Source organism: Paenibacillus sp. FSL R5-0527 (assembly GCF_038008055.1).
GTDB lineage: Bacteria > Bacillota > Bacilli > Paenibacillales > Paenibacillaceae > Fontibacillus > Fontibacillus macerans.
This window is the reverse complement of sequence record NZ_JBBOYI010000001.1, coordinates 5,139,760-5,163,725: the sequence shown is the minus strand read 5'-3', so window position 1 is coordinate 5,163,725 and position 23,966 is coordinate 5,139,760. Positions and strand designations below refer to the sequence as shown.

General features: G+C 53.0%; 26 protein-coding genes and 1 other annotated feature (1 of these 27 running past the window's edge). Of the genes, 23 read left to right on the top strand and 3 right to left on the bottom strand.

Going from position 1 to position 23,966, the window contains the following annotated elements; genetic code table 11:
- Positions 1 to 149: a binding site (T-box leader), on the bottom strand (it extends 78 nt beyond the left edge of the window).
- Positions 150 to 339: 190 nt separating this feature from the next.
- The gene (locus NYE69_RS22840; protein ID WP_328271692.1) at positions 340 to 1,248 is read right to left on the bottom strand and encodes a hypothetical protein; all 909 of its coding nucleotides are present in this window, start codon (positions 1,246 to 1,248) and stop codon (positions 340 to 342) included.
- A gap of 71 nt (positions 1,249 to 1,319) precedes the next feature.
- Between NYE69_RS22840 and NYE69_RS22835 the strand changes: the two genes are divergently transcribed.
- Positions 1,320 to 1,913, top strand: a complete 594-nt coding sequence (locus tag NYE69_RS22835) for a CPBP family intramembrane glutamic endopeptidase (RefSeq protein ID WP_328271691.1) — start codon at positions 1,320 to 1,322, stop codon at positions 1,911 to 1,913.
- Positions 1,914 to 2,040: 127 nt separating this feature from the next.
- Here NYE69_RS22835 and NYE69_RS22830 read toward each other — a convergent pair whose 3' ends face one another.
- Positions 2,041 to 2,568 carry a hypothetical protein gene (locus NYE69_RS22830; protein WP_340928059.1) on the bottom strand — a complete coding sequence of 176 codons (528 nt, stop codon included), beginning with the start codon at positions 2,566 to 2,568 and terminating at the stop codon, positions 2,041 to 2,043.
- Positions 2,569 to 3,181: 613 nt separating this feature from the next.
- Positions 3,182 to 4,168 carry a polysaccharide deacetylase family protein gene (locus NYE69_RS22825; protein ID WP_340928058.1) on the bottom strand — a complete coding sequence of 329 codons (987 nt, stop codon included), beginning with the start codon at positions 4,166 to 4,168 and terminating at the stop codon, positions 3,182 to 3,184.
- A gap of 86 nt (positions 4,169 to 4,254) precedes the next feature.
- Between NYE69_RS22825 and NYE69_RS22820 the strand changes: the two genes are divergently transcribed.
- The 22 genes from NYE69_RS22820 (at position 4,255) to NYE69_RS22715 (ending at position 23,926) form a co-directional block, all read left to right on the top strand.
- Complete coding sequence (locus tag NYE69_RS22820; RefSeq protein ID WP_328271165.1) at positions 4,255 to 4,656, top strand: hypothetical protein; 402 nt, start codon at positions 4,255 to 4,257, stop codon at positions 4,654 to 4,656.
- A gap of 189 nt (positions 4,657 to 4,845) precedes the next feature.
- Positions 4,846 to 5,466 (top strand): genetic competence negative regulator, encoded by a 621-nt coding sequence (locus NYE69_RS22815; RefSeq protein WP_036621898.1) that lies wholly within the window; start codon positions 4,846 to 4,848, stop codon positions 5,464 to 5,466.
- 82 nt (positions 5,467 to 5,548) lie between these two features.
- Positions 5,549 to 6,241, top strand: a complete 693-nt coding sequence (gene prsW / locus NYE69_RS22810) for a glutamic-type intramembrane protease PrsW (RefSeq protein ID WP_328271164.1) — start codon at positions 5,549 to 5,551, stop codon at positions 6,239 to 6,241.
- 82 nt (positions 6,242 to 6,323) lie between these two features.
- On the top strand, positions 6,324 to 6,476 hold the full coding sequence (locus NYE69_RS22805) for a hypothetical protein (protein WP_328271163.1): 153 nt from the start codon (positions 6,324 to 6,326) through the stop codon (positions 6,474 to 6,476).
- Positions 6,477 to 6,572: 96 nt separating this feature from the next.
- Positions 6,573 to 7,931: a germination protein YpeB gene (gene ypeB, locus NYE69_RS22800; protein ID WP_328271162.1), complete on the top strand. Its 1,359-nt coding sequence runs from the start codon at positions 6,573 to 6,575 to the stop codon at positions 7,929 to 7,931.
- Between the two features lie 168 nt (positions 7,932 to 8,099).
- Positions 8,100 to 8,753, top strand: coding sequence for a flagellar brake protein (locus tag NYE69_RS22795; RefSeq protein ID WP_328271161.1), 654 nt, complete (start codon positions 8,100 to 8,102; stop codon positions 8,751 to 8,753).
- 83 nt (positions 8,754 to 8,836) lie between these two features.
- Positions 8,837 to 9,058: a hypothetical protein gene (locus NYE69_RS22790; protein WP_326043525.1), complete on the top strand. Its 222-nt coding sequence runs from the start codon at positions 8,837 to 8,839 to the stop codon at positions 9,056 to 9,058.
- A 210-nt stretch (positions 9,059 to 9,268) separates the two neighbouring features.
- On the top strand, positions 9,269 to 9,976 hold the full coding sequence (cmk, locus tag NYE69_RS22785; RefSeq protein ID WP_328271160.1) for a (d)CMP kinase: 708 nt from the start codon (positions 9,269 to 9,271) through the stop codon (positions 9,974 to 9,976).
- A complete protein-coding gene (locus tag NYE69_RS22780; RefSeq protein WP_124332659.1) occupies positions 9,973 to 10,554 on the top strand; it encodes a lysophospholipid acyltransferase family protein in 582 nt (193 codons plus the stop codon). Before cmk ends, NYE69_RS22780 begins: the two co-directional genes overlap by 4 nt.
- Before the next feature lie 130 nt (positions 10,555 to 10,684).
- Positions 10,685 to 11,920 (top strand): 30S ribosomal protein S1, encoded by a 1,236-nt coding sequence (gene rpsA / locus NYE69_RS22775; protein WP_036621907.1) that lies wholly within the window; start codon positions 10,685 to 10,687, stop codon positions 11,918 to 11,920.
- A 201-nt stretch (positions 11,921 to 12,121) separates the two neighbouring features.
- On the top strand, positions 12,122 to 13,444 hold the full coding sequence (gene der / locus NYE69_RS22770) for a ribosome biogenesis GTPase Der (protein ID WP_036621908.1): 1,323 nt from the start codon (positions 12,122 to 12,124) through the stop codon (positions 13,442 to 13,444).
- 11 nt (positions 13,445 to 13,455) lie between these two features.
- Positions 13,456 to 14,067: a glycerol-3-phosphate 1-O-acyltransferase PlsY gene (gene plsY / locus NYE69_RS22765; protein ID WP_328271159.1), complete on the top strand. Its 612-nt coding sequence runs from the start codon at positions 13,456 to 13,458 to the stop codon at positions 14,065 to 14,067.
- Entirely contained in the window at positions 14,060 to 15,100 is a 1,041-nt protein-coding gene (locus NYE69_RS22760) for an NAD(P)H-dependent glycerol-3-phosphate dehydrogenase (protein WP_328271158.1), read from the top strand. Before plsY ends, NYE69_RS22760 begins: the two co-directional genes overlap by 8 nt.
- Positions 15,101 to 15,181: 81 nt before the next feature.
- Positions 15,182 to 15,454: a stage VI sporulation protein F gene (locus NYE69_RS22755; RefSeq protein ID WP_316561394.1), complete on the top strand. Its 273-nt coding sequence runs from the start codon at positions 15,182 to 15,184 to the stop codon at positions 15,452 to 15,454.
- 211 nt (positions 15,455 to 15,665) lie between these two features.
- Positions 15,666 to 15,845: a DUF2768 family protein gene (locus tag NYE69_RS22750; RefSeq protein WP_036621912.1), complete on the top strand. Its 180-nt coding sequence runs from the start codon at positions 15,666 to 15,668 to the stop codon at positions 15,843 to 15,845.
- Positions 15,846 to 15,900: 55 nt separating this feature from the next.
- Entirely contained in the window at positions 15,901 to 16,539 is a 639-nt protein-coding gene (locus NYE69_RS22745; protein ID WP_340928054.1) for a hypothetical protein, read from the top strand.
- Between the two features lie 12 nt (positions 16,540 to 16,551).
- Positions 16,552 to 16,902 (top strand): 2Fe-2S iron-sulfur cluster-binding protein, encoded by a 351-nt coding sequence (locus tag NYE69_RS22740; RefSeq protein ID WP_328272884.1) that lies wholly within the window; start codon positions 16,552 to 16,554, stop codon positions 16,900 to 16,902.
- Between the two features lie 60 nt (positions 16,903 to 16,962).
- Positions 16,963 to 17,730 (top strand): hypothetical protein, encoded by a 768-nt coding sequence (locus tag NYE69_RS22735; RefSeq protein WP_051985384.1) that lies wholly within the window; start codon positions 16,963 to 16,965, stop codon positions 17,728 to 17,730.
- A 486-nt stretch (positions 17,731 to 18,216) separates the two neighbouring features.
- Positions 18,217 to 19,695 (top strand): stage IV sporulation protein A, encoded by a 1,479-nt coding sequence (spoIVA, locus tag NYE69_RS22730; RefSeq protein WP_036627955.1) that lies wholly within the window; start codon positions 18,217 to 18,219, stop codon positions 19,693 to 19,695.
- A gap of 478 nt (positions 19,696 to 20,173) precedes the next feature.
- Positions 20,174 to 21,172 (top strand): sugar-binding protein, encoded by a 999-nt coding sequence (locus NYE69_RS22725; protein ID WP_328272882.1) that lies wholly within the window; start codon positions 20,174 to 20,176, stop codon positions 21,170 to 21,172.
- Positions 21,169 to 22,614: a sensor histidine kinase gene (locus NYE69_RS22720; protein WP_328272880.1), complete on the top strand. Its 1,446-nt coding sequence runs from the start codon at positions 21,169 to 21,171 to the stop codon at positions 22,612 to 22,614. Before NYE69_RS22725 ends, NYE69_RS22720 begins: the two co-directional genes overlap by 4 nt.
- Positions 22,589 to 23,926 (top strand): response regulator transcription factor, encoded by a 1,338-nt coding sequence (locus tag NYE69_RS22715; RefSeq protein ID WP_328272879.1) that lies wholly within the window; start codon positions 22,589 to 22,591, stop codon positions 23,924 to 23,926. The genes NYE69_RS22720 and NYE69_RS22715 overlap by 26 nt, the downstream gene beginning before the upstream one ends.
- Positions 23,927 to 23,966 lie beyond the last annotated feature (40 nt).

The following is a 23,966-nucleotide window of genomic DNA, read 5'->3' as shown; positions in this document are numbered from 1 at the left end:
CAGACTGATAACGGAGTTCACCGACTGCGCCTACTGAACGTTCAACGCAGTGACTCAGGATCGCTAAAGTTCATCGTTCCGCTACCGGTTTGCAGCACCACCGGCTCTCTGGGAGCTTTCCGACAACTTCCTTCCTTCAAAGCCTTTCGTCAAATGTAATTTTTCATAATGTAACACGCCCCGCCTCAAGGTGTCAACTACTTCCCGAATAAATAGCGGCAATAACCCGGGCCCGTATCCCGGGGCTTTTGCCAAACTTGAACCCGGCTGATTTTTTGGTTATGATTTTGATAATGTCGAAAAACGTCTGTTATCCCCGGGGAACGGCCGATCTTCCGGTTAGTATTCCGTGAAAATAGGGAGCTCGGGCAGCAGCTCGGATGCATAATACGACGATTTGAAGCGGGAAAATTCATCCCCTTTGACGGCTTCAGTTTCTGTGACAATTTTCACAATGGAAGACACAGTTTTAAGATTTAAAGCCTTGGCTCGGCCGCTTTTGATCATTTGGTCAATTTTCGCGGTCATGTCTTGGGGAAGGTAGGCTTCATACCGCTTTTCGCTTTGCATCATATCGGCGACCGCTTTGTTTTTGACGGCCAAGGGATATTTGGACCATTCCTGAACCGGGATGTTTGCTTTATAATCGAACGTGGCCGGGATTTGACTGTTCGTCTTCGCCGTCCATTTAAGAATCGACGAATAAAATTTATTTTGCGCCTCAAGCCCGAAGTTTACCGCTTCAACGGTGAACTCGTTTTGTTTCAGCGCAGCCGCGAGCGCTGCTCCTTTTTTGTGTTTTACCGCTCCGGCGCCTTGATTGAACAGCTTCAAGCTTTTCATATAATCGGTTTGCGCCTCCTTCAGCAGAGGAGAAGAATCGGTTATGTATTGGGCTGCGATCTGCTCATACCCACGGTCGGCAATTTCGCGGATCTCCTTCAGATAAGCGCTTGATTCGGATGAAGTTGCGTCCTGTTCCAATAGCTCCAGGCGGGAAAGATAGGCTTCCTTAAACTGCTGATACGGCTGAAAGACAACGTAATAAAAAGAGACCAAATCCTGCTGCTGATAGGAGACGGCCGTTTCCTGCCCCGGCGGTACGACTTTGAGGTAAGCGTATTTTGCTTCGATTTTGTTCATGCCCGTCTGAAAGCCCCACAGAAACGTGCCGAATCCGACGATCAGCGTGAACAGAAAGCCCATGATAAAAAACGCTTCCTGACGGGTATTTTTTTTGCTGTTCATTATGAATTCCTCCTTACAAATGGTTTTGAATAGGCTAGAATAATAATAAAGGACAGGGATTGACAAAAACTATGAAAAAATTCAAATTCGGCAAGGTGAAGATCCAAAAAGTCGATCCCGGGCAGCTGGACGATCGTTTGCTATTGATCAATTTATATTTGACGCAAGGGCTTACTTTATTTATCGGCTTAATCATCATTTTTTTTCAAAAAAGAAATCCGCTGTCTTTGCTGGCCTGGCCGGAGCATGCCGAATTCCTCTATTGGAGCCTGGGGCTTGCCGCGGTGATGTTCGGCGCCGATTTTCTGCTCTCCCGGTTTATTTCGGAGGAAAGCATGGATGACGGGGGGATCAACGCCAAGTTGTTCCGGGGCCGCCCGGTCTGGCATATTGCCGTTATTTCGGCAATGGTCGCCGTCTGTGAAGAACTGCTGTTTCGCGGAGCGATCCAGCATGGCATCGGCGTCTATTGGACGAGCATTTTGTTCGCCGCCATTCACGTCCGCTACCTGCGGCACTGGATTCCGACCGGATGGGTATTTGCCAGCAGCTACGGGTTAGGATTTATATACATGCAAACCGGGACGCTATGGGCGCCGATTGTATGCCATTTTCTGATCGATTTCGTATCGGGATTAGTGATCAAATTTCGGAGGGAGTCATGAGCGAACGTTTGAGTCGATTGGAACGTTACGGCCGCGGCAGGTCGAAAACAACGCCAAGAAACCGCCGCGGCCGCGTTCACCTAGTGGAGAAAATCGAAAAATCCCGGGGAAATCCAAGCCCGCCAGATCATAACACAACAGCCGCGGAAGCGGAGGTTTCGTTCGAGATGCCGCGGCCGAGGACCTCGGCTTCGCCCGCTAGGGCGGCATCCGCTTTGACCGGAACAGAGCAGGACGTTATGGAACTGCCCGCCCGCAGGGAATTGTTTCCTTCGCAAAGGCTGAAATGGACAAGATGGTTTTTTAATTCGCTATTATATATATTCGTCATCATATTAGTTTTTTTGCTGTGGTGGGGGGTCAGCGATTCGCCTTGGGGCCAAAGCCATGGCTTGTGAGGTCCGGCGGCTTGTCTCCTAATTCGAGGCAGGAAACGCAGGGAGCCCGCGCCAAAATGCTGCCAAATGCAAAAGTGCAGGCGATTTTCGGTCAAAAGCACTGAAAGTGGCTCACCAAATGCAAAAGTGCATTTCATTTTCGGACAAAAAAGCATCGTTTTTTGTCGAATGAACTTCAACGGAATGTACTTTTGCATTTCAACGGCATAAAACGGGAGATTCGCGGGGAAATCAAATGCACTTTTGCAGTTGGTCACGTCAAGTGAATCCCTAACGGACACAGTTGACGTTATTTGCCCATTTCCCGCACTGGCGTTGCAATTAACCTTTGCTCAAGCTTTCCCGTAGAACCATCCGAAATCTAACGGTTGCAGTAGCGGCTATTTGCCGAAAAAAGACCATTTCGAAATTCTAACGGTTGCCAGCGGCGTTATTTGCCTGAATCCAAGCAAAAATTACCGATTTTCAGCAAATAAGCTCCATGGCAACCGTTACAATTTGAAATCAACGGTATTGGAACAAATAGCGCTTGTGGCAACCGTTAGAATATTGGTGTGCCCAGAAAATGTATCTTTCCACAGATTTAAATGCTACGTTAGTGGTGAACCATGTCCTTATTTTGTAAATTAAACCTTTTTTTCAAATTAACGGAAATTTGTGGTCCTAATTTGCAGCAAACCGGGGAAAATCACCTTCCACTATCGTTGCATTAACTTTCAATCTAGACAACTTGTCGCCCTGATACATTCCAGAACTTGCAATTTGGAAATCTTTCGTTCGGGGGCCGATTAGGGTCTCTGATGTCCGTTAGCGCTGCTGAAGGCCGCCCGCTTGGGCGGCTTTTGTCATCTTTTTCGTCCGAGTTCCGAGTTACTTCGCTTTCTGCCGGCCGGCGTCCGTCTGCCCCGCTGCCTGCCCCGCTGCCTGCCCCGCTGTCTGATCCGCCGCCGGAGCGGGCCCGATGCTGTCGGGGTCAACGAAGCCGTAGCCTTTATTTTCCAGTTCCGTCAGCAGCTCGTCCAACGCCTCCACGGTCCAGGGCAGTTCATGCATCAAAATGTTGCTTCCGGCGTGCAGCTGATCCAGCACATTTTGAATGACGGCGTCGGGCTTGTTTTTGTTTTTGCTGTCCCAATCCAGAGACCCGTTGGACCATGTCATGTAGATCAAGCCGTTGTCGTCGGCGATCCCATGCGTAACCTCGTTCCCGGAACCGAACGGAGGACGGAAAAATCTCGGGGCTTCGCCGATCGTCTCTTTGACGATGGTTTGCACATCCTCGATTTGTTGGCGCATTTTTGCTTTGCTCTCTTTTTTGAGATCGATGTGGTCCCAGCTGTGATTGCCGATGATCTGCCCGCGGTCGTGAATAAGCTGCAGGAGCTCGGGATGCGCTTTGACCCGGTAGCCGTTGACGAAAAAGATCGCCTTGGCGGCGTGCTTATCCAGCGTATCGATCAATCCCTCGATCATTTCCCGTTCTTTCGGCCCGTCGTCAAACGTCAATAGAACCACTTTTTTGTCGGTTTCTTCCTCGTTGGGCACGACGTTGTATGCTTTGTTGATGTGGTACAGCAGCTTCGGCTGCTCCGGCTTCGCCGCTTCGGCGGACTCTCCCGGTCCGGACGCGGAATTTTCATCCTGCGGCGTCTCCGGGACAGTCCGGATTCCGTTTCCGTCAGGGGAGCCGGCGGTTTCTTGAGACTCCGGCGCGGAAGCGGCGGCACTCGCCGCATTTTCTTCGCCTGGCGCGCTTGAATCGGGCTGCCTAACGCGGGAATCGGGCTGGCCGCAAGAGCCGAGCAAAACGCAAGCCGCCAAGGCGAGCAGGATTTTTTTGTAAAGCAAACGGGTCATCTCGCTTTCCTGTATTTATGCCGCATGAGTTTGTCGCAAACCGCGAACACTACAGATGATTTTAACATATCTAAGGAGGTATTTTGGTGAGATCTTCCACATTTTTAGGCGGAGTGTTGGTCGGAGCCATCGCGGCGATGTGGGCCTCGCGGCGGAGAGGCGGGATGATGTCCATCATGAATGGGGCGGGGAGCGCCCTGAAGCTTGCGGGTCTGAAATCCGATTTCCTGGGAGGCGGGCAAGGGCGGCATGGTTCGGAAGGTTCCGAATCGCATCATAAGGGGTATACTTCCAAGGCAACCGAAGAACATCGGGCCGGGGCAGGAAACGCCCAGGTGTATCCCAGTTCGGTTTCTGCGTCCGATGAGAAACATTCGAAGGAATACAATTTAAAGCAAATCACCGATTTTATTAAAGGCGACGCGGATGTGCGCCGGGAAGTGGAATCGATCCTAAAGGAGACGAATACGGTTATTCCGGGACTATAACCTCCAAAATGACGGAATCATTTTCCGCTGCGGTAAAGTTCGGCGGAAAATGATTCTTTTTTGTCTATTTTATTACGTGCATTTAAGGTGAATAAATGATAACATACATATCAAAGAACCATTTCCATCACACATTACAGCAGGTTTCATAATCTGTTATTACACGGTATAAAGAGAGGAGGATCCTGTATGAAGATAGAAAGACTTGGCCAGGATAAAATACGGATTTTCCTCACGTTCGACGACTTGAGCGAACGCGGCATTCAGAAAGAGGACATGTGGCAGGAAATTCCAAAAGTCCACGACCTGTTCACCGAAATGATGGATCAGGCTTATAACGAAGTGGGCTTTGACGCCACGGGCCCTCTCGCCGTGGAAGTGTTCGCCCTCCCCGCTCAAGGGATGGTTGTCATCGTAACGCGCGGTAAATACGATCATCATCATCACGGGATCGGATCGCCATATGAGGATGAACTGCCGGAAGAAGTTTATGAAATGGAAGTAACGCTGGAACAAAGCGACACGATTCTGTATTCGTTTGACGATTTCGAAAACTTGATCGAAGCAGCTCACGTTTTGCAGCCTATGCTCCAAAATGCTGGCAGACTGTATAAATATAATGGGAAATGGGTTCTTCAACTGGAGCCTGACGAGTTGGATGAAGGCAAACATCCGGCTTTAATCGCGGTATTGGCCGAGTTTGGCGAAGCGACGTCGGTCACTACGGCGATGCTTGAAGAATACGGAAATCTGGTCATGGCCGACAACGCGATCGAGGTTATTTGCAGCCATTTCAAACGTCAGGATTAATCGGCGTGCCAGGAACGCGAGTATGGATTCATGATGAGAGAGAGACAAGGAACAGCAAGCGGCAGACAAGGGGGGATTACCGTTGCTCTTTTTCTCTATTGCCACTGCAGCGGTAGCTCCCGGCCTTGCCCTGCTTACTTATTTTTATCTTAAGGACAAGTATGACACGGAGCCGCTGCATATGGTCGTCAAAGTATTTATGCTTGGCTTTTTGATCGTATTGCCGGTTATGATCATTCAGCGCGGCTTGACGCTGTGGCTTGGCGACAATCCATGGGTTTCCTCGTTCGGGATTTCGGCCGGCGTCGAGGAAGCCTTCAAGTGGTTTGTCCTGTATCACATGATCTACAATCATACGGAATTTGACGAACCCTATGACGGTATTTTGTATGCGGCGGCGATTTCGCTTGGCTTTGCCACGGTCGAAAACGTCATTTACGCCTTTGCCAGCCATGCCACGCTTGGATCTTTGCTGGTGCGGGCGCTGCTCCCGGTTTCCGGGCATGCCATGTTCGGCGTCATGATGGGATATTATTTGGGGCGGGCCAAGTTTTCGGAAGGTGCGGTAAGCCGGAAGTTTTTGATTTTTTCCTTGTTGCTGCCGATTATTTACCATGGGGTGTACGACTGGATTCTTAATAATACGACCCAATATTGGCTCTGGTACATCGTTCCTCTAATGGTCTTGTTGTGGTACGGCGGATTGGGCAAAATGACCCGGGCGAACAGCCGCTCGCCGTTTCGCTTGACGACGGGGGCCAAGGGGCAAGATTAATTTTAGGACGAATAGGGCATCCTATTTTCAGGAATGGCTGCGAAACTTGCGGCTTTATGAACTGGAAAGGGGTGCCTTTTTCGTGCGCGTCAAGGTGAAAATCACGTGCAAATCATGCGGAGAACGGTTTGTGCTGCGCGGTAAAAAAGAGCGTGGCCATATCGAAACCGGATTTAAGCAATGCTTGTGCAACAATCGGCACGATTTCGAAATCGAAGAAGAAACGCCATTATAACAGACTTTTTGAACGACCTCTTTAGCATGCATAAAGTTCCTTCCTTCTTGTCAAACTAATTCCAACCAGTTAAAGAAGGGAGAGAGCACTAGCCTAATGTATACACGTCTGAGTGCGATATTATTTCCGGTTACGGCGATTTTATTGATCGGCGCCTTAGTATGGGGCTACCAGGAAAACCAGGAAAAGAATTCGATCTTGATCAAAGCGGAAAACCAGTATCAGCGGGCGTTTCACGATCTGTCCTACCATATGGACAAACTGCATGCCGAATTGGGCAATACCCTTGCGGTTCACTCGGCTTCCACCGGATCGCATCGGAAAAGCCTGGTCAACGTGTGGCGGATTACGAGCGAGGCGCAAAACGAAATCAACCAGCTCCCGCTAACTTTATTACCCTTTAACAAAACGGAGGAGTTTTTGTCCCGGATCTCGAAATTTTCCTATCAGACGGCTGTCCGTGATTTAACCAAGCAGCCTTTGACCGATAACGAGATCAAAAACCTGAAGGAGCTGTATAAAAGCTCGGCGCTAATCTCCCAGGATTTGCAAGGCGTTCAGCACAAGGTCATCGCCAACCGCCTGCGTTGGATGGACGTCGAGACGGCGTTGGCCAGCGAGAGAGAACCCCGGGACAACACGATTATCGACGGCTTCAAAACGGTGGACAAAAGAGTCGGCGAATACCCTGAGCTCGATTGGGGGCCGTCCGTTTCCAGCATGTACAACAAACGGTCGGTCAAAAAGCTGGGGGGCAAACCGGTCACGATTCAGGAGATCCAGCGTAAAGCCGCTGATTTTACGGGGATGAAAGATCCGTCGGCGATTCAGGTGGCGGAAAACGGACGCGGTACGGAATGGGCTTCATACACGGCGAACGTTCCCGGAGGACGCGACGGGGAAGCTTGGTCGCTCGATTTTACGAAAAACGGCGGACACTTGATTTCCTACAACTATAACCGGCCCATCGGCCAGAAAACGGTCGATATGAACACGGCCAAAACCCGCGCCGACGAATTTTTGGCCAGCAAAGGCTATTCCGGTTTAACCCCGGTTTCCTACGACGAGTACGGCAACGAGGGGAACTTCACGTATGTAAGCAAAGATGGGGACGTGCTGATTTACCCCGAAAAAGTCACGCTCCGCGTCGCCCTCGACAACGGCCAGGTAACCGGGCTGCAGGCCAGCGACTATGTATACGAGCGCGAGAACAGAAGCGCGGTCAAGTCGCCGAAATTAACGCTGCAGCAAGCCCGCAAATTTTTGAATCCGGAATATAAGGAAACGTATCACCGGTTGGCGCAGATCGAAAACGACCAAGCGGAAAAAGTGCTTACTTACGAATTCGGCGGAGCCATTAACGGTTCGAACTACCGGATTTACATCAATGCGGATAACGGCAACGAGGAAATCGTCGAGGAAGTCAGAAAGAAAAAAGGGGCCGTTCAGTCCTAAGGTCAAAGTTCAGCCTATAAAAGGAACACGCGAGTATGCGAGGGCTTATCGCCTTTAAGCGCTCGCGTTTTATATTTATGCGCTTTTGCGAAGATTTCCGCTACAATCCCGTCCAGGCGTGATATAATCAGGGGGAAGCCAACAACTGAAATAGGACGGTGGGAAAACTTGTTTCCTAAAGTGAACGATCTCGTATACATTCAGGTCGCCTCGACAGACAAGCAGGATACGGATAAGGAATGTAAATCGCGGATCGCGGACGTGGAAGAAGAATCGTTTCTGATCGAGGTTCCGATCGAGAGCGGAAGCGGGCGCATCAAGAAGCTTTACATCGGGGACGAGCTTTCCATTTATTTTTTGACCGATGACGGAGTTAAAAATTACTTTAATACATATGTGCTCGGTTTTGCCGACGAGGTCGTACAGCTGGTGCGCATCCGCAAACCGGAAGCGGAGACGATCACCAAAATTCAGCGCCGCCATTTTTTGCGGGTTGTCGCTTCGCTGGAAATCGCCGTTAAAACGAAAAACAATCTTCGCTTTGTTACCTATACCGAAGACGTCAGCGGCGGCGGCGTTTCTTTTATTTGCGACGGCACGTACAAGCTCGTTCAAGGCGACCAGCTGTTCTGCTGGCTGCTGCTTTCGTTCAAGAACGGATCGATCGATCACGTTCCTTTCGAAGCCGAAGTGGTGCGCACGAAGAAGCTGGAAACCGGAAAAACGATGATCATGATCAAATTCGTCAGCATCTCCGATATGGAGCGGCAGAAATTGATTCGTTACTGCTTCGAGCGCCAGTTTGATTTCAAAAACCGCTAATCCGGCGGGTCTTCTCCTTTTCGCATTTGGAAAAGCTATATATTAACGGCTGATCGTGAAAATGGCGCGAGGAGGAAATGAAGATGCGGAAAATGAACGATGACGAAGCATATACGGCACTGTTTATAGAGTTTTCCGGGAAGGTTGAAAAGGCGCTGAAGAAGGCGGTGATCGCATTGCTTGCGGCGCTGTGCCTGTTCCAGGGACTGCTGCGGATTCCCGAACTCAGGCCCTTCCTCGCTTCGGCGGATCAATTCGAAGGAACCCCGCTTTATAAGGACGAGTTTAAAAAGCCGGGTTTTTAGCGCCGAAGCTTATGCTTAGGCCCGGCTGAATTCAAGATTCGACGCCCGATCCGCTTCGTGACCTACTTCGTGATGAAAAGCCGGCAGGATAAATCGGGCGGCTAAGCCTTTTGTTTCTTTTGCATCCCTTTGCTATCTGTGGTATAATTTTCACGTCGCAGGCAATGCCTGCTTTTTTCTTGAGGATCAGTTTTGAGGAGGAATGCCCCTTTGGCAAGCGAGGCGTCAACATCACAGGCTAAGATCAACATCGCGATCGACGGTCCTGCTGGGGCAGGGAAAAGCACGATAGCCCGCATGGTTGCCGGCAGATTGTCCTACGTATACGTCGATACCGGCGCAATGTACCGGGCGGCGACATGGTATTTTCTGCGGCAGGGCATTGAACCGGACGAGGTGGACAAAGTGCTGCAAATCGTCCCCGACCTGGTTATTGAATTATTGCCCGGCGAGCAGGGGCAGCAGGTGATTGTGAACGGCCAGGACGTGACGGAAGAAATCCGTTCCATGGCGGTAAATGCGAAGGTGTCCCGATATGCGCAAATCGAGGGGCTGCGAACCAGGCTTGTCTCGCTGCAGCGGCAAATGGCTTTGCGCAAAGGCGTCGTGATGGACGGGCGCGATATCGGCACCACCGTACTGCCCGATGCGGAAGTCAAGATTTACATGACGGCCAGCGTTGAGGAACGGGCGCGCCGGAGATACAAGGAAATGAAAGAGCAGGATCGGGTTTCGTTCGAAGAACTGGTGAACTCTATCGCGGAACGCGACCGTCTGGATCAGGAACGGGAAGTTTCCCCCCTGCGGCAAGCGCCTGACGCGACCTATCTGGATACGACCGAGATGACCCTGGATGAAGTCGCCGACCGGATCGTTTCCTTGTGCAGAAATTATGGAAGTGAGAGAGGAACAAGATGATTTACCGCTTCTGCCGCGCTGTGCTTCGCGCGCTTTACAAGCTGCTGTTTCGCTTTGAAGTCACCGGTTTGGAGCATATTCCGCGAGAGGGCGGCGTGCTTCTTTGCTCCAATCATCTTACGTTGCTGGATCCGCCGACCATCGGCGTCATGCTGAAACGCAAGGTGCATTTTATGGCCAAACAGGAACTGTTCCGGATATTTGGCTTCGGTTGGCTGATCACAAAACTTGGCGCTTTTCCCGTCAAAAGGGGAGGCGTGAGCAAGGAATCGATCAAAACGGCGTTAACGCTGCTCCGTTCGGGGCATGTGATGGGGATCTTCCCCGAAGGCCGCCGCGTCAGAAACGGGGAAGGCGGCGGGATCGGCAAGAAAGGCGCGGCCACGTTCGCCCTTCGCAGCGATGCGGTCGTGATTCCGGTAGCTATCGTAGGCGATTATAAATTGTTTCGCAAATTAAAGGTGGCGTATGGTCCGCCCGTCGACTTGTCCGAATTTAAGGAGAAGGATGTTCCGGATGCGGCCGAGCAAGCCACGGAGAGAATTATGGCGGCCATCGCAGCGCTCAAAAAATTGTGAGAATGACCGGCCCTGCCGGAGCAATGCATGAAGGCGGGGAACTTTTGGGAAGCTATATTTTAGATATGTTTTGAACTTCGCTTCATGCGGGTTTAAATAAATGGGTTTTTGAATTGAGGAGGTTATTGACATGTCGGAAGAAACAAAAAATGTTCAGGAAGCTGCGGAAGTGGCAAGCCAGGACGAAATGGAACAAATCGTTTCCTTGAAAAAGGGGGACACCGTCAAAGGGACGATCGTCAAAATCGAGGATAACCAAGCTTACGTAAGCATTGGATATAAATATGACGGTGTTATTCCTATCCGCGAATTGTCCTCCGTACACTTGGACAATGCGGCGGACGCCGTTCAAGTCGGCCAGGAAGTCGAAACCAAAGTCGTGAGCATCGACGACGAGAAAGAACGCCTCGTGCTTTCCAAGCGCGCGATCGACAGCGAAAACGCCTGGGAAGACCTGGAGAAGAAATTCGCCAGCCAAGAGACGTTCGAAGTTACGGTGGCCGATGTTGTCAAAGGCGGTATTGTGGCTGACGTAGGAGTCCGCGGCTTCATTCCGGCATCGATGGTGGAGCGTCACTTCGTGGAAGACTTCAGCGACTACAAAGGCCGTACGCTGCGCGTTAAGGTGAAGGAACTGGACCGCGAGAACAATAAGGTCATCCTTTCCCAAAAAGACGTGCTCGACGAGGAATTCGAAGCCAACAAACAAAAGGTCATGAGCGAGCTGCAGGAAGGGCAAGTGCTGGAAGGCACGGTTCAGCGTTTGACGCAATTCGGCGCGTTTGTTGACGTAGGCGGCGTAGACGGCCTGGTCCACGTGTCCGAAATCGCCTGGAGCCATGTCGACAAACCGGCGGACGTTCTGAGCGAAGGCGAAAAGGTCAAAGTGAAGGTGCTGAAAGTCGACCCGGAAAAGGGCAAAATCAGCCTCAGCATCAAAGCCGCTCTTCCGGGTCCTTGGGATACGGCAGCCGAGAAGTTCCATACCGGCGATATCGTAAGCGGCGAAGTGAAACGCCTCGTCAATTTCGGCGCGTTTGTGGAAATCGCGCCGGGCGTGGAAGGACTCGTTCATATCTCTCAAATCTCGCATAAACATATCGGTACCCCGCATGAAGTGCTGAAGGAAGGCCAAACGGTGCAAGTCAAAGTGCTTGACGTCAATCCGGCCGAAAAACGGGTTAGCCTCAGCATTAAGGAAACCGAAGAAGCTCCGGCTCCAGCTCCGAGAAGCGAAAAACCGTCCAAAGGCAGCGGCGTGAGAAAAGAAGATTTGGGCGATAACCCGAATGTTTCGCTGAGCAACCAAGGCCTTAGCATTACGCTCGGAGAGCGCTTTGGCGACAAACTGAGCAAATTGAAATAAAATGGTGTAGCAGGCTCGATCATCGGCGGACCCTGAAGAAGCGGGTTCGCCGATTTTGTTTGCCGGCCTTGGGGCCGGGGACTTAAGGGCGTGTTAGCCATTTTATGTTTTTTTTGCTATGATGAAATACGTGTATTAAGACGAAACAAGGTGATTTTAATCATATAAGATGGAACGCTTACAAACCTAGGAGGAATGTCTATGGCAAGACCCGTAGTGGCTATTGTCGGGAGGCCGAACGTGGGGAAGTCTACTATTTTCAACCGCATTATCGGCGACCGCCTCGCCATTGTAGAAGATAAGCCGGGAATTACGCGCGACCGGATATACGGGGTTTCGGAATGGAACGGCAAGCCCTTCAGCATCATCGATACGGGCGGTATTGAGCTGGATGACGAAGAACCGATTTTGAAGTCGATCCGGATGCAGGCGGAGCTTGCCATCGAAGAAGCGGACGTCATCGTCTTTATGTGCGATGGCAAAACGGGGGTTACTTCTTCGGACGAAGAGGTGGCGGCCTTGCTGTACCGCTCCGGCAAACCGATCATCGTGGCCGTCAACAAGGTGGACAATATCGGGCGGATGGAGAACATCTATGAATTTTACAATTTGGGCTTCGGCGAACCGATCGGCGTCTCCGGCAGCCATGGAACAGGCATCGGCGATTTGCTCGACGCGATTACGGACAATCTTCCGGAAGAGACGGAGGACGAATACGACGAAGATGTCATTCGCGTAGCTCTCATCGGCCGGCCCAACGTCGGAAAATCTTCACTGGTGAACGCCATTTTGGGAGAAGAACGGGTGATTGTCAGCGACATTGCCGGTACGACGCGCGATGCGATCGATACCCCCTTCGAGAAGGATGGTCAGCGTTATGTCCTGATCGATACGGCCGGGATGCGCAAACGCGGCAAGGTTTATGAAACGACCGAAAAATACAGCGTCATGCGCGCGATGAAAGCGATTGAACGCGCGGACGTGGTGTTGGTCGTCATCAACGGCGAGGAAGGCATCATCGAGCAGGATAAGCATATCGCCGGTTACGCCTATGAAGCGGGCAAAGCTTCCGTCTTCGTCGTCAACAAATGGGATGCGGTCGAGAAGGACGATAAAACGATGCACCAGTTCGAGCAAAAAATCCGCGACCATTTCCTGTTCATGACCTACGCGCCGGTCGTATTCCTGTCGGCCAAAACGAAGCAGCGCCTGCACAAGCTGCTGCCGGTCGTGCAGCATGTCGCCGACCAGCACGCTAAACGGGTGCAGACGCATTTGCTCAACGACGTCGTTTCCGATGCCATCGCGATCAATCCGCCGCCGACGGACAAAGGACGCCGTTTGCGTATCAACTACGTGACCCAGGTAGCCGTGAAGCCGCCGACAGTCGTGGTGTTCGTGAACGATCCGGAGCTGATGCATTTCTCCTATGAACGGTATTTGGAGAACAAAATCCGGGCGGCCTTCGATTTTGAAGGAACGCCGATCCGGCTGTTTACGCGGCGCAAGTCTGATGAAGGTTAGGGGAGAGTAAGGTGATTTTACCCATCGTAGCAGTAGTTGTTTGTTATTTGCTGGGCTCGGTCAGCTTCAGCGTGGTCCTGTCGAAGCTCTTGAAAGGGATCGACATCCGCCAGCACGGCAGCGGCAACGCCGGAGCGACCAATACGCTGCGCGTGCTCGGCAAAGGTCCGGCGATTTTGGTGCTTGCGCTTGACGTATTAAAAGGGATCGCCGCCGTATGGCTCGGACGCTGGCTGGGAGGCGGCGACGCGTGGACGGCGGCGCTTTGCGGTATTGCGGCGATCATCGGCCACAATTGGCCGCTGTATTTTCGCTTTCGCGGGGGAAAAGGGATCGCCACCACGATCGGCGTGATGGCCACTCTCTTTTTCTTCCCGGCCTTGTACGCCGGCATCATCGCTATTCTCTCGATTGTGTTTACCCGTTACGTATCTTTAGGTTCCTTGATCTTTGTGTTTTTGACGCCGATTTTTCTTGCGGTTTCCGGCGAATTCGGCCCCTACTTTTGGACGAGTCTGATCATTGGCGTGTTCGCCTTCTGGAGACATCGCACGAATATCGTCAAAATCGTTCAAGGAAAGGAAAACAAGCTGGGTTCCAAAGGAGGAAAACGAGTTGTCTGAGAAAGCCGCCGTGCTGGTGGCGGGCAGTTGGGGGACGGCACTAGCCAGCGTGCTCGCCGACAAAAATATGGAAGTGTCCCTATGGACGCGAAATGAAGCGCAAAAGGAAGAGATCAACGTCTTGCACCGCAATGAGCGTTTTTTGCCGGGGGTCGCGTTGCCGGGCAACCTGAAGGCCACCACGGATTTGGAAACCGCCGTCAGCGGGGCCAAAGCGGTGGTCATGGTCGCCCCTTCCTCCGCCGTGCGCGAGGTGGCCCGCTCGCTGAAACCGTATTGGCGCGAGGATATGCTGATAGTCCATGCTACCAAAGGCTTTGAAATCGAAAGCCTCAAGCGCATGTCGACGGTCATCTCGGAAGAGCTTGGCTGCGAGGAGGGCCGGATCGTCGTGTTGTCCGGACCGAGCCATGCGGAGGAGGTCGTCAAGCGCAGCCCGACCACGGTGGTGGTCGCTTCGCTGGTGGAGGAACAAGCCGATTTGGCTCAGGACTTGTTCATGAATTCAGACTTCCGCGTCTATACGAACCGCGATCTGGTCGGGGTCGAACTGGCCGGAGCGCTGAAGAACATCATTGCGCTTGGGGCCGGGATGTCCGACGGGCTTGGCTATGGAGACAACGCCAAAGCGGCGCTGTTGACCCGCGGGCTTGCGGAAATCACCCGAATCGGCGTGGAAATGGGCGCCAATCCGCTAACGTTCTCCGGGCTGGCCGGCATCGGCGACCTGGTCGTGACGGCGACGAGCCGGCACAGCCGCAATTGGCGGGCCGGATATCTGCTTGGGCAGGGCAAGCCGCTCCCGGAAGTGCTGAGCTCGATGGGCATGGTGGTTGAAGGGATCCGCACGACGAAAGCGGCCCATGCCATTTCGCAGAAATACCAGGTGCAGATGCCGATCGCCGCGCAGCTGCATCACGTCTTGTTCGAAGGGCTGGACCCGCGGACGGCGGTGGAAGCGCTGATGGGGCGCGACCGGAAGACCGAAATGGAGGTCATGTCGCTGGAGACCTGGGAGCAGTGGCATTCCTAGAGCCCGTTTTGCATAGACAGCTTCACCTTTCCGAAGGTGTCCTCATACATTGGTGGAGAGGACAGCGGAGGAGGCGAATGCATGAGCAAAATATCCAAAGAAGCGCTGGATACCATCAACAAAAAAACCGGCAAAAAGATTACCGAGGGTTCGGTGAGAAAACTGGCCAGCACCGTTAAGCCGTCAACGATGCAAAACGAAGCGGAGCTGCGGAAGCTGATCAAGCAGGTGTCCGCGATGGCCAAAATCCCCGTTTCGGAAAGCACCGTGTCGGAAATCGTCAACGCCGTGAAAAAGAGCGGCATGAACCCGGCCAATATGGAAGCCATGATGAAAATGATGATGAAAAAATAATGATATGGGGCCATCCCCCAAACATCGGCTCTGCGGCGTGAAAGCTGCAGGGCGTTTTTTTAAGAATATAGAAATTCAAGTTTTCATCCGTCTTCTTTGCAAGTACGTCGGTAGACGTTTTTCTTAAGTCCCTTCGGCGCGTAGCCTATAAAGCGGCGAGATGCTATAATATGGATCATATCAATCCAAACGAAATGGGAGAATCAAACCGATGGATGCAATGACGAAAATGTGGCTATCGATCGCAGCCGTTTTGATTATGGGATTATCCGTGTTTTTGATTACGTTTGCACGGGCGAAAACGAAAGGCATCGTTAAGGGAATCCTTTCGTTGCTGGCTTTTGTCATCATGCTGGCGGGCTTTCTGACCGGCCTCGTTTCCATCACATAAATTTCGTTAGGAAGCAGCGTGAAATTCTTGGCAGGAAAGAGAAGAGGGAGTTAACATGAATGGAAATCGGAGCTATGCATTTCCGGGACTAACCGCGGCCATCGGGCAAATGGCCGGGCTGTGCGCGGGGGCCGAGGCCAAGTGGCTGCTCGGAGGCAGCTGCGGCTTGTGGCTGCAGGGCGTCCGGCTCGATACGCGGCCCAGGGATATCGACGTGTATGCCGATGAAGGGGACGCGCGGCTTGTGCATGAGCGAATGAGCGAGTATGCTACCGATATCCCCAGGCAAGACCGGACCGGCTCGTACGCGTCGCTGCTTAGCCATTACCGGCTTGACGGCGTGACGGTTGAACTGGTCGGCGGATTTGAGGTGAAAACGGACAGCGCGTTTTACCGGACCGAAATCGCGGGGATTCTGGACGAGAACGCTCCCCTTGTCCGCTTGGGCGGGGCGGAGCTTCGCTTGATGCCGCTGGCCCATGAGTTTGTTTTTAACGTGCTGCGCGCGCGGCCGGACCGGTATTTGGCGATTGCCGAAGTTATCCGCGGCGAGGCTGACCGCCACTTGCCGCTGCTTCGCGAACTGCTGCGGAGAAATCAATGGACGGCCGGTATCGTCGGAAAAATGGCCGAGGTGCTGGATCGCCCGCTGCTGTCCGGGCCGTGGGGCGAATACGGCGGCGGACAAGCTTAAGGAGGCGCGCCGGTGGAGGTTCAGGTCATGTTTTGGCCGCAGGGCAAAAAGGTGAAGGTACGGCAGGGAACAAACGTGTTGAGGGCGGCCCGGGAGGCTAGGCTCCATATCGCGACCCGCTGCGGCGGCCAAGCCGCCTGTCTGCTGTGCAAGGTCCGGGTGGAGAAGGGGGGCGAGAGCGCGTTATCCCCGCTATCTGCGGCGGAAGCGCGCAAGCTGGGCGCGCTGGCGGAGGAAGGCATCCGGCTGGCCTGTCAGGCCAAAGTGATCGGAAATGCCGAAATCCATCTCCCGGAGGACCCGTTAAAGGCGGCCGTACGCAAGAAACTGCTGGAACAGCAGGAAGACGACAGATTGTGGTAATAATGCCACAGCCCCGATCGGGGAACCGGAAGAAAGAAATGAAAAGGATGGAAGCGAACAATGCCGGGAAATCGAAATATCCGTAGATTCGAAGAAACCATGGCACGGCAAATCGGTTTGGGCATGCTGCTGCTCGCCCTCATAACGCTCCTGTCAGGATGTATGTATCGCGGAGAGCAGCAGGCCGGACCGGTTTCCTATATGGATAGCGTCGACCGCGTCCAGCGGGCGCTGGACCGTTTTCAGGAGCGGGAGGGGATTCTCCCGATCATCACCGCCGGGGAGGAGACGCCGCGGTACGAGAAGTACCGGATCGACCTGGACCGCCTGAAGCGGTTGGGATATCTAGATGAAATTCCGTCGGCCGCCTTTGAAAAAGGGGGCAGCGTCTATTTTCTCGTTATCAATGAAGAGGTAGACCCTGCGGTAAAAGTGCTGGATCTCCCTACCGTGCAAAAGGTCAACGATGTCCAGCGGAGCGTAACCGCTTACCGTTCCTCCCACGGCGGCCGGCTGCCGGGAGAGGAGGCGGGGGAGACGTATCCGGGGCTGTATACGGTCGATCTTTCGCTCATCGGGGCCGAGAACGATGAACCGGTCAGCGTATACTCCGGCGAAACGTTGTCCTACATTATGGACTCCCAGGGCACGGTATATGTGGACTATGCCTTTGACATGATGCAAATCATCGACAAGACCCAGGCGGCTCCAAAGCAAGGCGAGGACTTAAGAACGATATTAACCGGCAATTCGTATTTTGTGCCGGTCAAGTCGCTGCCCTACCGGTTTATCGACGGGGCGCCGGTCCCGGTAGTCGAGGCGGATTGACGGACTGCGGGCCAGGTAAGGCGATGGATGGCAAGGCCGCTTCGGAATATTTTCCGGACGGCCTTTTTTGCTAGGCAGCTTATACAGTCATACTTTTTTCAATAGAATCATACAAATGGAGCATGGCGGATAAATGCCCGTCTTGTTCGGCGCGAATCGGACGATAAATTGCGAGTTCAAAAGGCTTCGTGACCAAAAGATGACTTTTTGAACTACCTCTTAAAGCAAAAAAAATGGGCTTGGACGGTTAATGCCGTCATATTTCCGCATCTGGTACATATGCTGTTACTAGTCCAAATGCAGGTACGAGTTTACGCCGCTTCGTTCAGCTTCGATCCAAGCCTTGGTTTACGGCGGCGGACATGGGCAAGAGGAGCTGCCGCTCCTGCCGTAACAGTGAAGCCCGAAATATTGGTAAATCAACGAAGCGGATGCTCGGGGAGCATTTTTCCTTCGGCGAAATTTGAGGAGGGGATATCATTGGTATTGGAGAAAGTGGACATTTTTAAGGACATTGCCGAACGAACCGGGGGCGATATTTATCTGGGCGTCGTTGGAGCCGTCCGCACCGGAAAATCGACGTTCATCAAACGTTTTATGGAAACCGTCGTGCTTCCGAACATCGCGAATGAAGCGGACCGGGTTCGCGCCGTGGATGAACTTCCGCAAAGCGCCGCCGGAAAAACGATCATGACGACCGAACCGAAGTTCGTGCCGAACAATGCGGTTCAGATCAAAGTGGCGGAAGGTTTGGAGGTCAACGTAAGGCTCGTCGATTGCGTCGGATACGCCGTGGAAGGCGCAAAAGGCTACGAGGATGAGAACGGGCCGAGAATGATCTCCACGCCATGGTTCGAAGATCCGATCCCGTTCCAGGAAGCGGCGGAAATCGGAACTCGCAAAGTAATTCAGGAGCACTCCACGCTGGGGGTTGTCGTTACGACGGACGGGACGATCGCCGATATTCCGCGCTATTCCTACGTCGAATCGGAGGAACGGGTCGTTGCCGAATTGAAAGAGGTGGGCAAACCTTTTGTGCTCGTCATCAACTCGACGCGCCCGAACAGCGAAGAAGCGCAGCAGCTGCGGGGAGAGCTGGCGGCCAAATACGATATTCCCGTCATCGCGCTCAGCGCGGCGACGATGACGGAAGAAGACGTGACCGGCGTGCTTCGCGAAGTGCTGTACGAGTTCCCGGTTCACGAAGTCAACGTCAATCTGCCCAGCTGGGTTATGGTGCTGAACGAAAACCACTGGCTGCGCAGCAATTATGAAAACTCCGTCCGCGATACGGTGAAGGACATCCGCCGGCTGCGGGATGTCGACCGCGTCGTCGGAAACTTCATGGAATACGATTTCATCGAACGGGCCGGCCTCAGCGGCCTCAACATGGGGCAGGGTGTCGCGGAAATCGATCTGTACGCCCCGGACGATCTGTACGACCGCATCCTGGTGGAAGTGGTCGGCGTGGAAATCCGCGGCAAAGACCATCTGCTGCAGCTGATGCAGGAATTTACGCATGCCAAACGGGAATATGACCGGTTTGCCGAAGCGCTGGAGATGGTCAAAACGACCGGCTACGGCATCGCCGCCCCGTCGCTGGCCGAAATGATGCTCGACGAGCCGGAATTGATCCGCCAGGGCTCCAGATTCGGGGTCAGACTGAAAGCGACGGCTCCGTCGATTCATATGATCCGCGTCGATGTCGAATCGGAATTTGCCCCGATTATCGGCACCGAAAAGCAAAGCGAGGAATTGGTCCGCTACCTGATGCAGGACTTCGAAAACGACCCGATCAAAATTTGGGAATCGGACATTTTCGGCCGCTCGCTGCACTCGATCGTACGCGAAGGCATTCAGGGCAAAATCGCCATGATGCCGGACAATGCCCGCTACAAGCTGCAGGAAACGCTGGGGCGGATCATCAACGAAGGTTCCGGCGGCCTCATCGCCATCATTTTGTAGATATAATTGCCTCCTCAATGACCGTGCGCGTGCTGATCTTTGGCCGCGTGCGGTTGTTTTGCTGCGTCCAGGTTCGATCTGGGCAAAGCGGCTATCGACTTCGCGGATCAGAACGAGCCGTTGCAGGAAAGCGATTGCCCTACCCGAGCGCCTACCCGGGCGGACCTGCTCTTTACTCCAGCTTTCTTGGTCCATTGTTGAATGGATTAGTTGCAAAACATACAGCAGCTTATCCGGAAATGCTGCCACAGCGCTTGATGAAGTGTAAAACCTGCAGTATTCCGCTACCTTTCGAAGAAGAGACAATGACACGAAGAAGTAGTTGTACGAAATGCAGTTAAGCGAATGGTTAGGTAAATGGATATAAAGTTAGATGTATGATTTGCAATTGGTTAGACGTTTTTCTTATATCGCGGCAGGCGTTTATATATTAAACTTACATAATGATCCAAGTTAATAGTTTCCAAAGGAGCAAGACATGTCAAACCGTAAATGGACTTTTATCCTGGTCCCTGTCTTCCTGCCATTCGTCTGGCTGCTGTTGCAATTTACTCTGTCTTCACTTCAAATTCACCAATTTGCCGAGCAATTGAAGACGGTTTCACCCAAAGACGGAGGTTCGGAAACAAAAGTGGTCTTGATATCGCAGGAATTGGACAATTTTTTCTGGCGGTCCATCGAACAAGGAGCCCGAAAGGAAGCGGCACAGTACGGGATGCGGCTCGATTATATCGGGCCGGGCCGCATCAATCCGTCCGAGCAGATCAAGCTGCTGGATAAAGCGATCGCCGCCAGGGCGGATGCCATTCTGGTTCAAGGCATCAATGATCCGGAATACCGCCGATTAATCGACAAAGCGGCCGGACTTGGCATCCCCGTCATCACGATCGATACGGATGAGCCGGATTCCCAAAGACTGGCTTACGTCGGAACGGATAACGAGGGGGCCGGAAAGCGGATGGGCGAGCTGGTGGCGAAGGCTTCCGGGGAGCGCGGCGACATTGGAGTTGTGATCAGCAACGAGCGCGTCGAGAACCAGCGGCTCAGGCTGGCTGGCTTTCGTTCCGTGATCGGCCGTTATCCCGGGCTGCGCATTGTGGAGATCCGCTCCTCGGACATTTCGCGGCTTCAGGCAGCCCAGCAAGCTCAGAACATGCTCGCCCGGTATCCGGAGATCCGCTACGTGGTTGGATTCAGTGCGCTGGACGGCCCTGGCATTCTGGAAGCCGCGGAGCGGATTGGCTCGAGGAGTCTGCATATATTCGCTTTTGACGATATGGCCGAAACGCTGGAAGCCGTCGGAGATAACAAAATCGAGCTGACGATTGTTCAACAGCCCGTGGAAATGGGGGCCATGGCCATAAAACGGCTGAATGATTATTTAAAGGGGAACGATCCCCAGGAAATAACATACACCAGGGTTTATGAAATACATGCGGACTCTTCCGACAAAACGTCCGGAGATGGCGGCCGATGACGATTAGAACAAAGCTGCTGCTGTTCATCCCCCTCCTGGTTGTGTTCGCCAATTTCATCGCTTATTTTGTTTTTCAAAGCGGAAAGGTCGTACAACAGAGCTACGATGAAATGCTTGGCCGCATTCTGCTCATCGAGCAAACCTCAGAAAGCGCGGAGAGCAACTTAAAGCTCCTGTACGCATATCTGCTTAATCCAAGCGACGATAAGGCCGTGCAAGGCCCGGCAGAACGCCAATTGATGCAGCTGCAAGGCAGAATCCGGGAAGTCTCCGGCACGGCGGATTCTTCTTTCTTCGAGGAGGACTACATGAACTTGCTGGTCACATTTCTGGAGCAGAAACAAGCCGCCGTTTTGGATGCGAATACGCAGGATCCCGGGTCGGCTTTTGAACATTATATTGAAGCGGAGAAAACCGTCGGCTACATCCATGAGGAGGGACAGCGGCTGATCGACGCCGAACTGGCTTATTACCGGCCGATCATCGAGAATATCCGCAAGCAGAATGCGCGAATGAACGGACTTGGAGCGGCGTTGTTCGGCATGAACGCGCTGATGGGGGTATTGCTTGCGATCTGGGTCTCGCGCAGCATTACCGGCCCTGTCGGCCGGCTTGTCGGGCTGGCGAAACGGATCGCCACGGGCGACCTGAATATCGGGCCCCAGCCGCGGCGGGACGATGAACTTGGCGTATTGTCGGAGGCCATTTCGCAAATGTCCGCCGATTTGAACATCCTCATCGAGAAGGACAAACAGAGCCTGGAAATGCGGCGGCTCGTGAAGGAATTGGAGCTTAGGGCCCTGCAAAATCAAATTAATCCGCATTTTTTGTTCAATACCTTAAATGTGCTCTCGCAAATGGCGATTCTGGAAGGGGCGGAGGAGACCAGCGACCTGATCGTTTCGCTGTCCAATCTGCTTCGGTACAGCCTGCAAAAGCTGGACAAGCCCGTCACTCTCCAGGAAGAGCTGGATCATATCCGCGAATACGTAACCATCCAGCAGGCGCGTTTCCGGGACAGAATTCGCTTTGATTTTCACTATGACGCTTCCGTGCTGCAGCAGCAAATTCCGGCCCTGACGATCCAGCCGCTCATTGAGAACGCTTTTCTTCACGGTGTGAAGGATTTGGAAGACGGAGCCGTAATCGCGTTGACGTTGTCGAGAACGGGTACGGATGTGCAGATTGAAATTTCGGACAACGGAAAGGGCATGCCGGAAGAAACCCGTCTGTCCGCGCTCCGTCTCGAAAGCGGAGCCGAAAACGGCGGTTCAACAGGACTGGGAATGCAAAACGTGTTTAAGCGGCTGCAGTTGTTTTACGGAAAGGAAGGAATGGTAGAAATCAGCAGTCATGCCGGACAAGGCACAGCCATAACAATACGAATTCCGGCCAGGAAGGAGAGTGAGCGGACGGATGTATCGGTTGTTGATCGCGGATGACGAGGCTTTGGAAAGGGAGGGGCTGGAACTGACCGTGGAACGGGCCATGCCGGGGGTATTCCGGTTTATGCATGCCGGCAACGGCCGCATGGCGATCGAATGCGCGGAAGAGCACCGGCCCCATATTGCCATGTTGGATATCAACATGCCGGGCATCGGCGGGCTTGAAGCGCTTCGCGAATTAAAGGAGCGTCTTCCCGATACCCGATTCGTGCTCGTCACCGCTTATGACTATTTTGCCTATGCCCGGGAGGCGCTCTCTTTGGGCGTAAAGGAATATATCCTGAAGCCGGCCAAGCGGGAAATGGTTGTCGGTACGCTAAAAAGGCTGATTGATGAAATTGAGCGCGAGAAGCGGGGACGCAAAGAAGAATTGGAGCTTAGGCACAAAATTTCTCAGCTGATGCCGCTCGCGGAAAACGAGCTGGCTTTAATGCTTATGGTCGACCAGACGGTGGATTCCAGCGCTTCCCAGCTGTCGGAATGGCTGGACTTTCGGCTTGACCGGGGGAGCGCCATCGTTGCCGCCTTTGAAAGCTATACGGACGAGCAGGACAAAAAGAAAATTTACGATCATTTCCGCAGTTATGTAAAAACGCACGGCCCGGATTCCCTTGTCAGCTCCTTGATCGACCATCATATCGCCGTTTTTTTGCGAAAGCCGCCCGCCACCGGAGACAACGGCTGGCGGCAATTGGTCGAATGCCTTGTCCGCCAGCTCCACGATCTGGCCCGGCAGCAGCTTGGCATACAGACGGCCATTGGCATCGGATCGCTGCATAGCGGCGAGGAAGGGTTCCGCAAGTCCTATTTCGAAGCCGTTTTTGCCTCCACCCTGCACAAGCAAGGCGAGGGTTACTGCCGCTTTGACGAACTGCAGCCGTCAGAGGCCGGAAACGCTTCTTTGCTTGCCGTCGAAGCGGCGAAAGGAATCCAGCAGCAGACCTACGTCATGTCGGCGTTGCAACGGTTGCGTGAACAGCGGGAGGTCCAAACGCTGTCCGTACTGGCCAGGGCGAAATTGTATATCGAGGAACGGTTCACCGATGATCTTTCGCTGGAAGAAGTGGCTGATTACGTCCATTTGAATGCTCACTACTTCAGCAAAATTTTTAAGCAGGAATACGGGGAAACGTTCATCGACTTCGTAACCCGGCTGCGCATTGACAAGGCCATTTCTCTGATTAAAGCCGGCAATCTTACCCTTAAGGAAGTCAGCTTTGAAGTGGGGTATAAGGACCCGAACTATTTTAGCCGCGTGTTTAAGAAGATCATGGGCGTCCCGCCTACCGAGTTCAAAGGCCAAAAATAATAGACTGATTCGTCCATGCCGGCCATCGGCATGGATTTTT

Excerpts from the sequence above, each read along its gene's own strand:
- NYE69_RS22840 (WP_328271692.1), bottom strand. The coding sequence starts at position 1,248 with ATGAACAGCAAAAAAAATACCCGTCAGGAAGCGTTTTTTATCATGGGC.
- NYE69_RS22835 (WP_328271691.1), top strand. The coding sequence starts at position 1,320 with ATGAAAAAATTCAAATTCGGCAAGGTGAAGATCCAAAAAGTCGATCCC.
- NYE69_RS22825 (WP_340928058.1), bottom strand. The coding sequence starts at position 4,168 with ATGACCCGTTTGCTTTACAAAAAAATCCTGCTCGCCTTGGCGGCTTGC.
- NYE69_RS22815 (WP_036621898.1), top strand. The coding sequence starts at position 4,846 with ATGAAGATAGAAAGACTTGGCCAGGATAAAATACGGATTTTCCTCACG.
- ypeB (WP_328271162.1), top strand. The coding sequence starts at position 6,573 with ATGTATACACGTCTGAGTGCGATATTATTTCCGGTTACGGCGATTTTA.
- NYE69_RS22790 (WP_326043525.1), top strand. The coding sequence starts at position 8,837 with ATGCGGAAAATGAACGATGACGAAGCATATACGGCACTGTTTATAGAG.
- NYE69_RS22780 (WP_124332659.1), top strand. The coding sequence starts at position 9,973 with ATGATTTACCGCTTCTGCCGCGCTGTGCTTCGCGCGCTTTACAAGCTG.
- rpsA (WP_036621907.1), top strand. The coding sequence starts at position 10,685 with ATGTCGGAAGAAACAAAAAATGTTCAGGAAGCTGCGGAAGTGGCAAGC.
- der (WP_036621908.1), top strand. The coding sequence starts at position 12,122 with ATGGCAAGACCCGTAGTGGCTATTGTCGGGAGGCCGAACGTGGGGAAG.
- NYE69_RS22755 (WP_316561394.1), top strand. The coding sequence starts at position 15,182 with ATGAGCAAAATATCCAAAGAAGCGCTGGATACCATCAACAAAAAAACC.
- NYE69_RS22750 (WP_036621912.1), top strand. The coding sequence starts at position 15,666 with ATGGATGCAATGACGAAAATGTGGCTATCGATCGCAGCCGTTTTGATT.
- NYE69_RS22745 (WP_340928054.1), top strand. The coding sequence starts at position 15,901 with ATGAATGGAAATCGGAGCTATGCATTTCCGGGACTAACCGCGGCCATC.
- NYE69_RS22735 (WP_051985384.1), top strand. The coding sequence starts at position 16,963 with ATGCCGGGAAATCGAAATATCCGTAGATTCGAAGAAACCATGGCACGG.
- NYE69_RS22725 (WP_328272882.1), top strand. The coding sequence starts at position 20,174 with ATGTCAAACCGTAAATGGACTTTTATCCTGGTCCCTGTCTTCCTGCCA.
- NYE69_RS22720 (WP_328272880.1), top strand. The coding sequence starts at position 21,169 with ATGACGATTAGAACAAAGCTGCTGCTGTTCATCCCCCTCCTGGTTGTG.
- NYE69_RS22715 (WP_328272879.1), top strand. The coding sequence starts at position 22,589 with ATGTATCGGTTGTTGATCGCGGATGACGAGGCTTTGGAAAGGGAGGGG.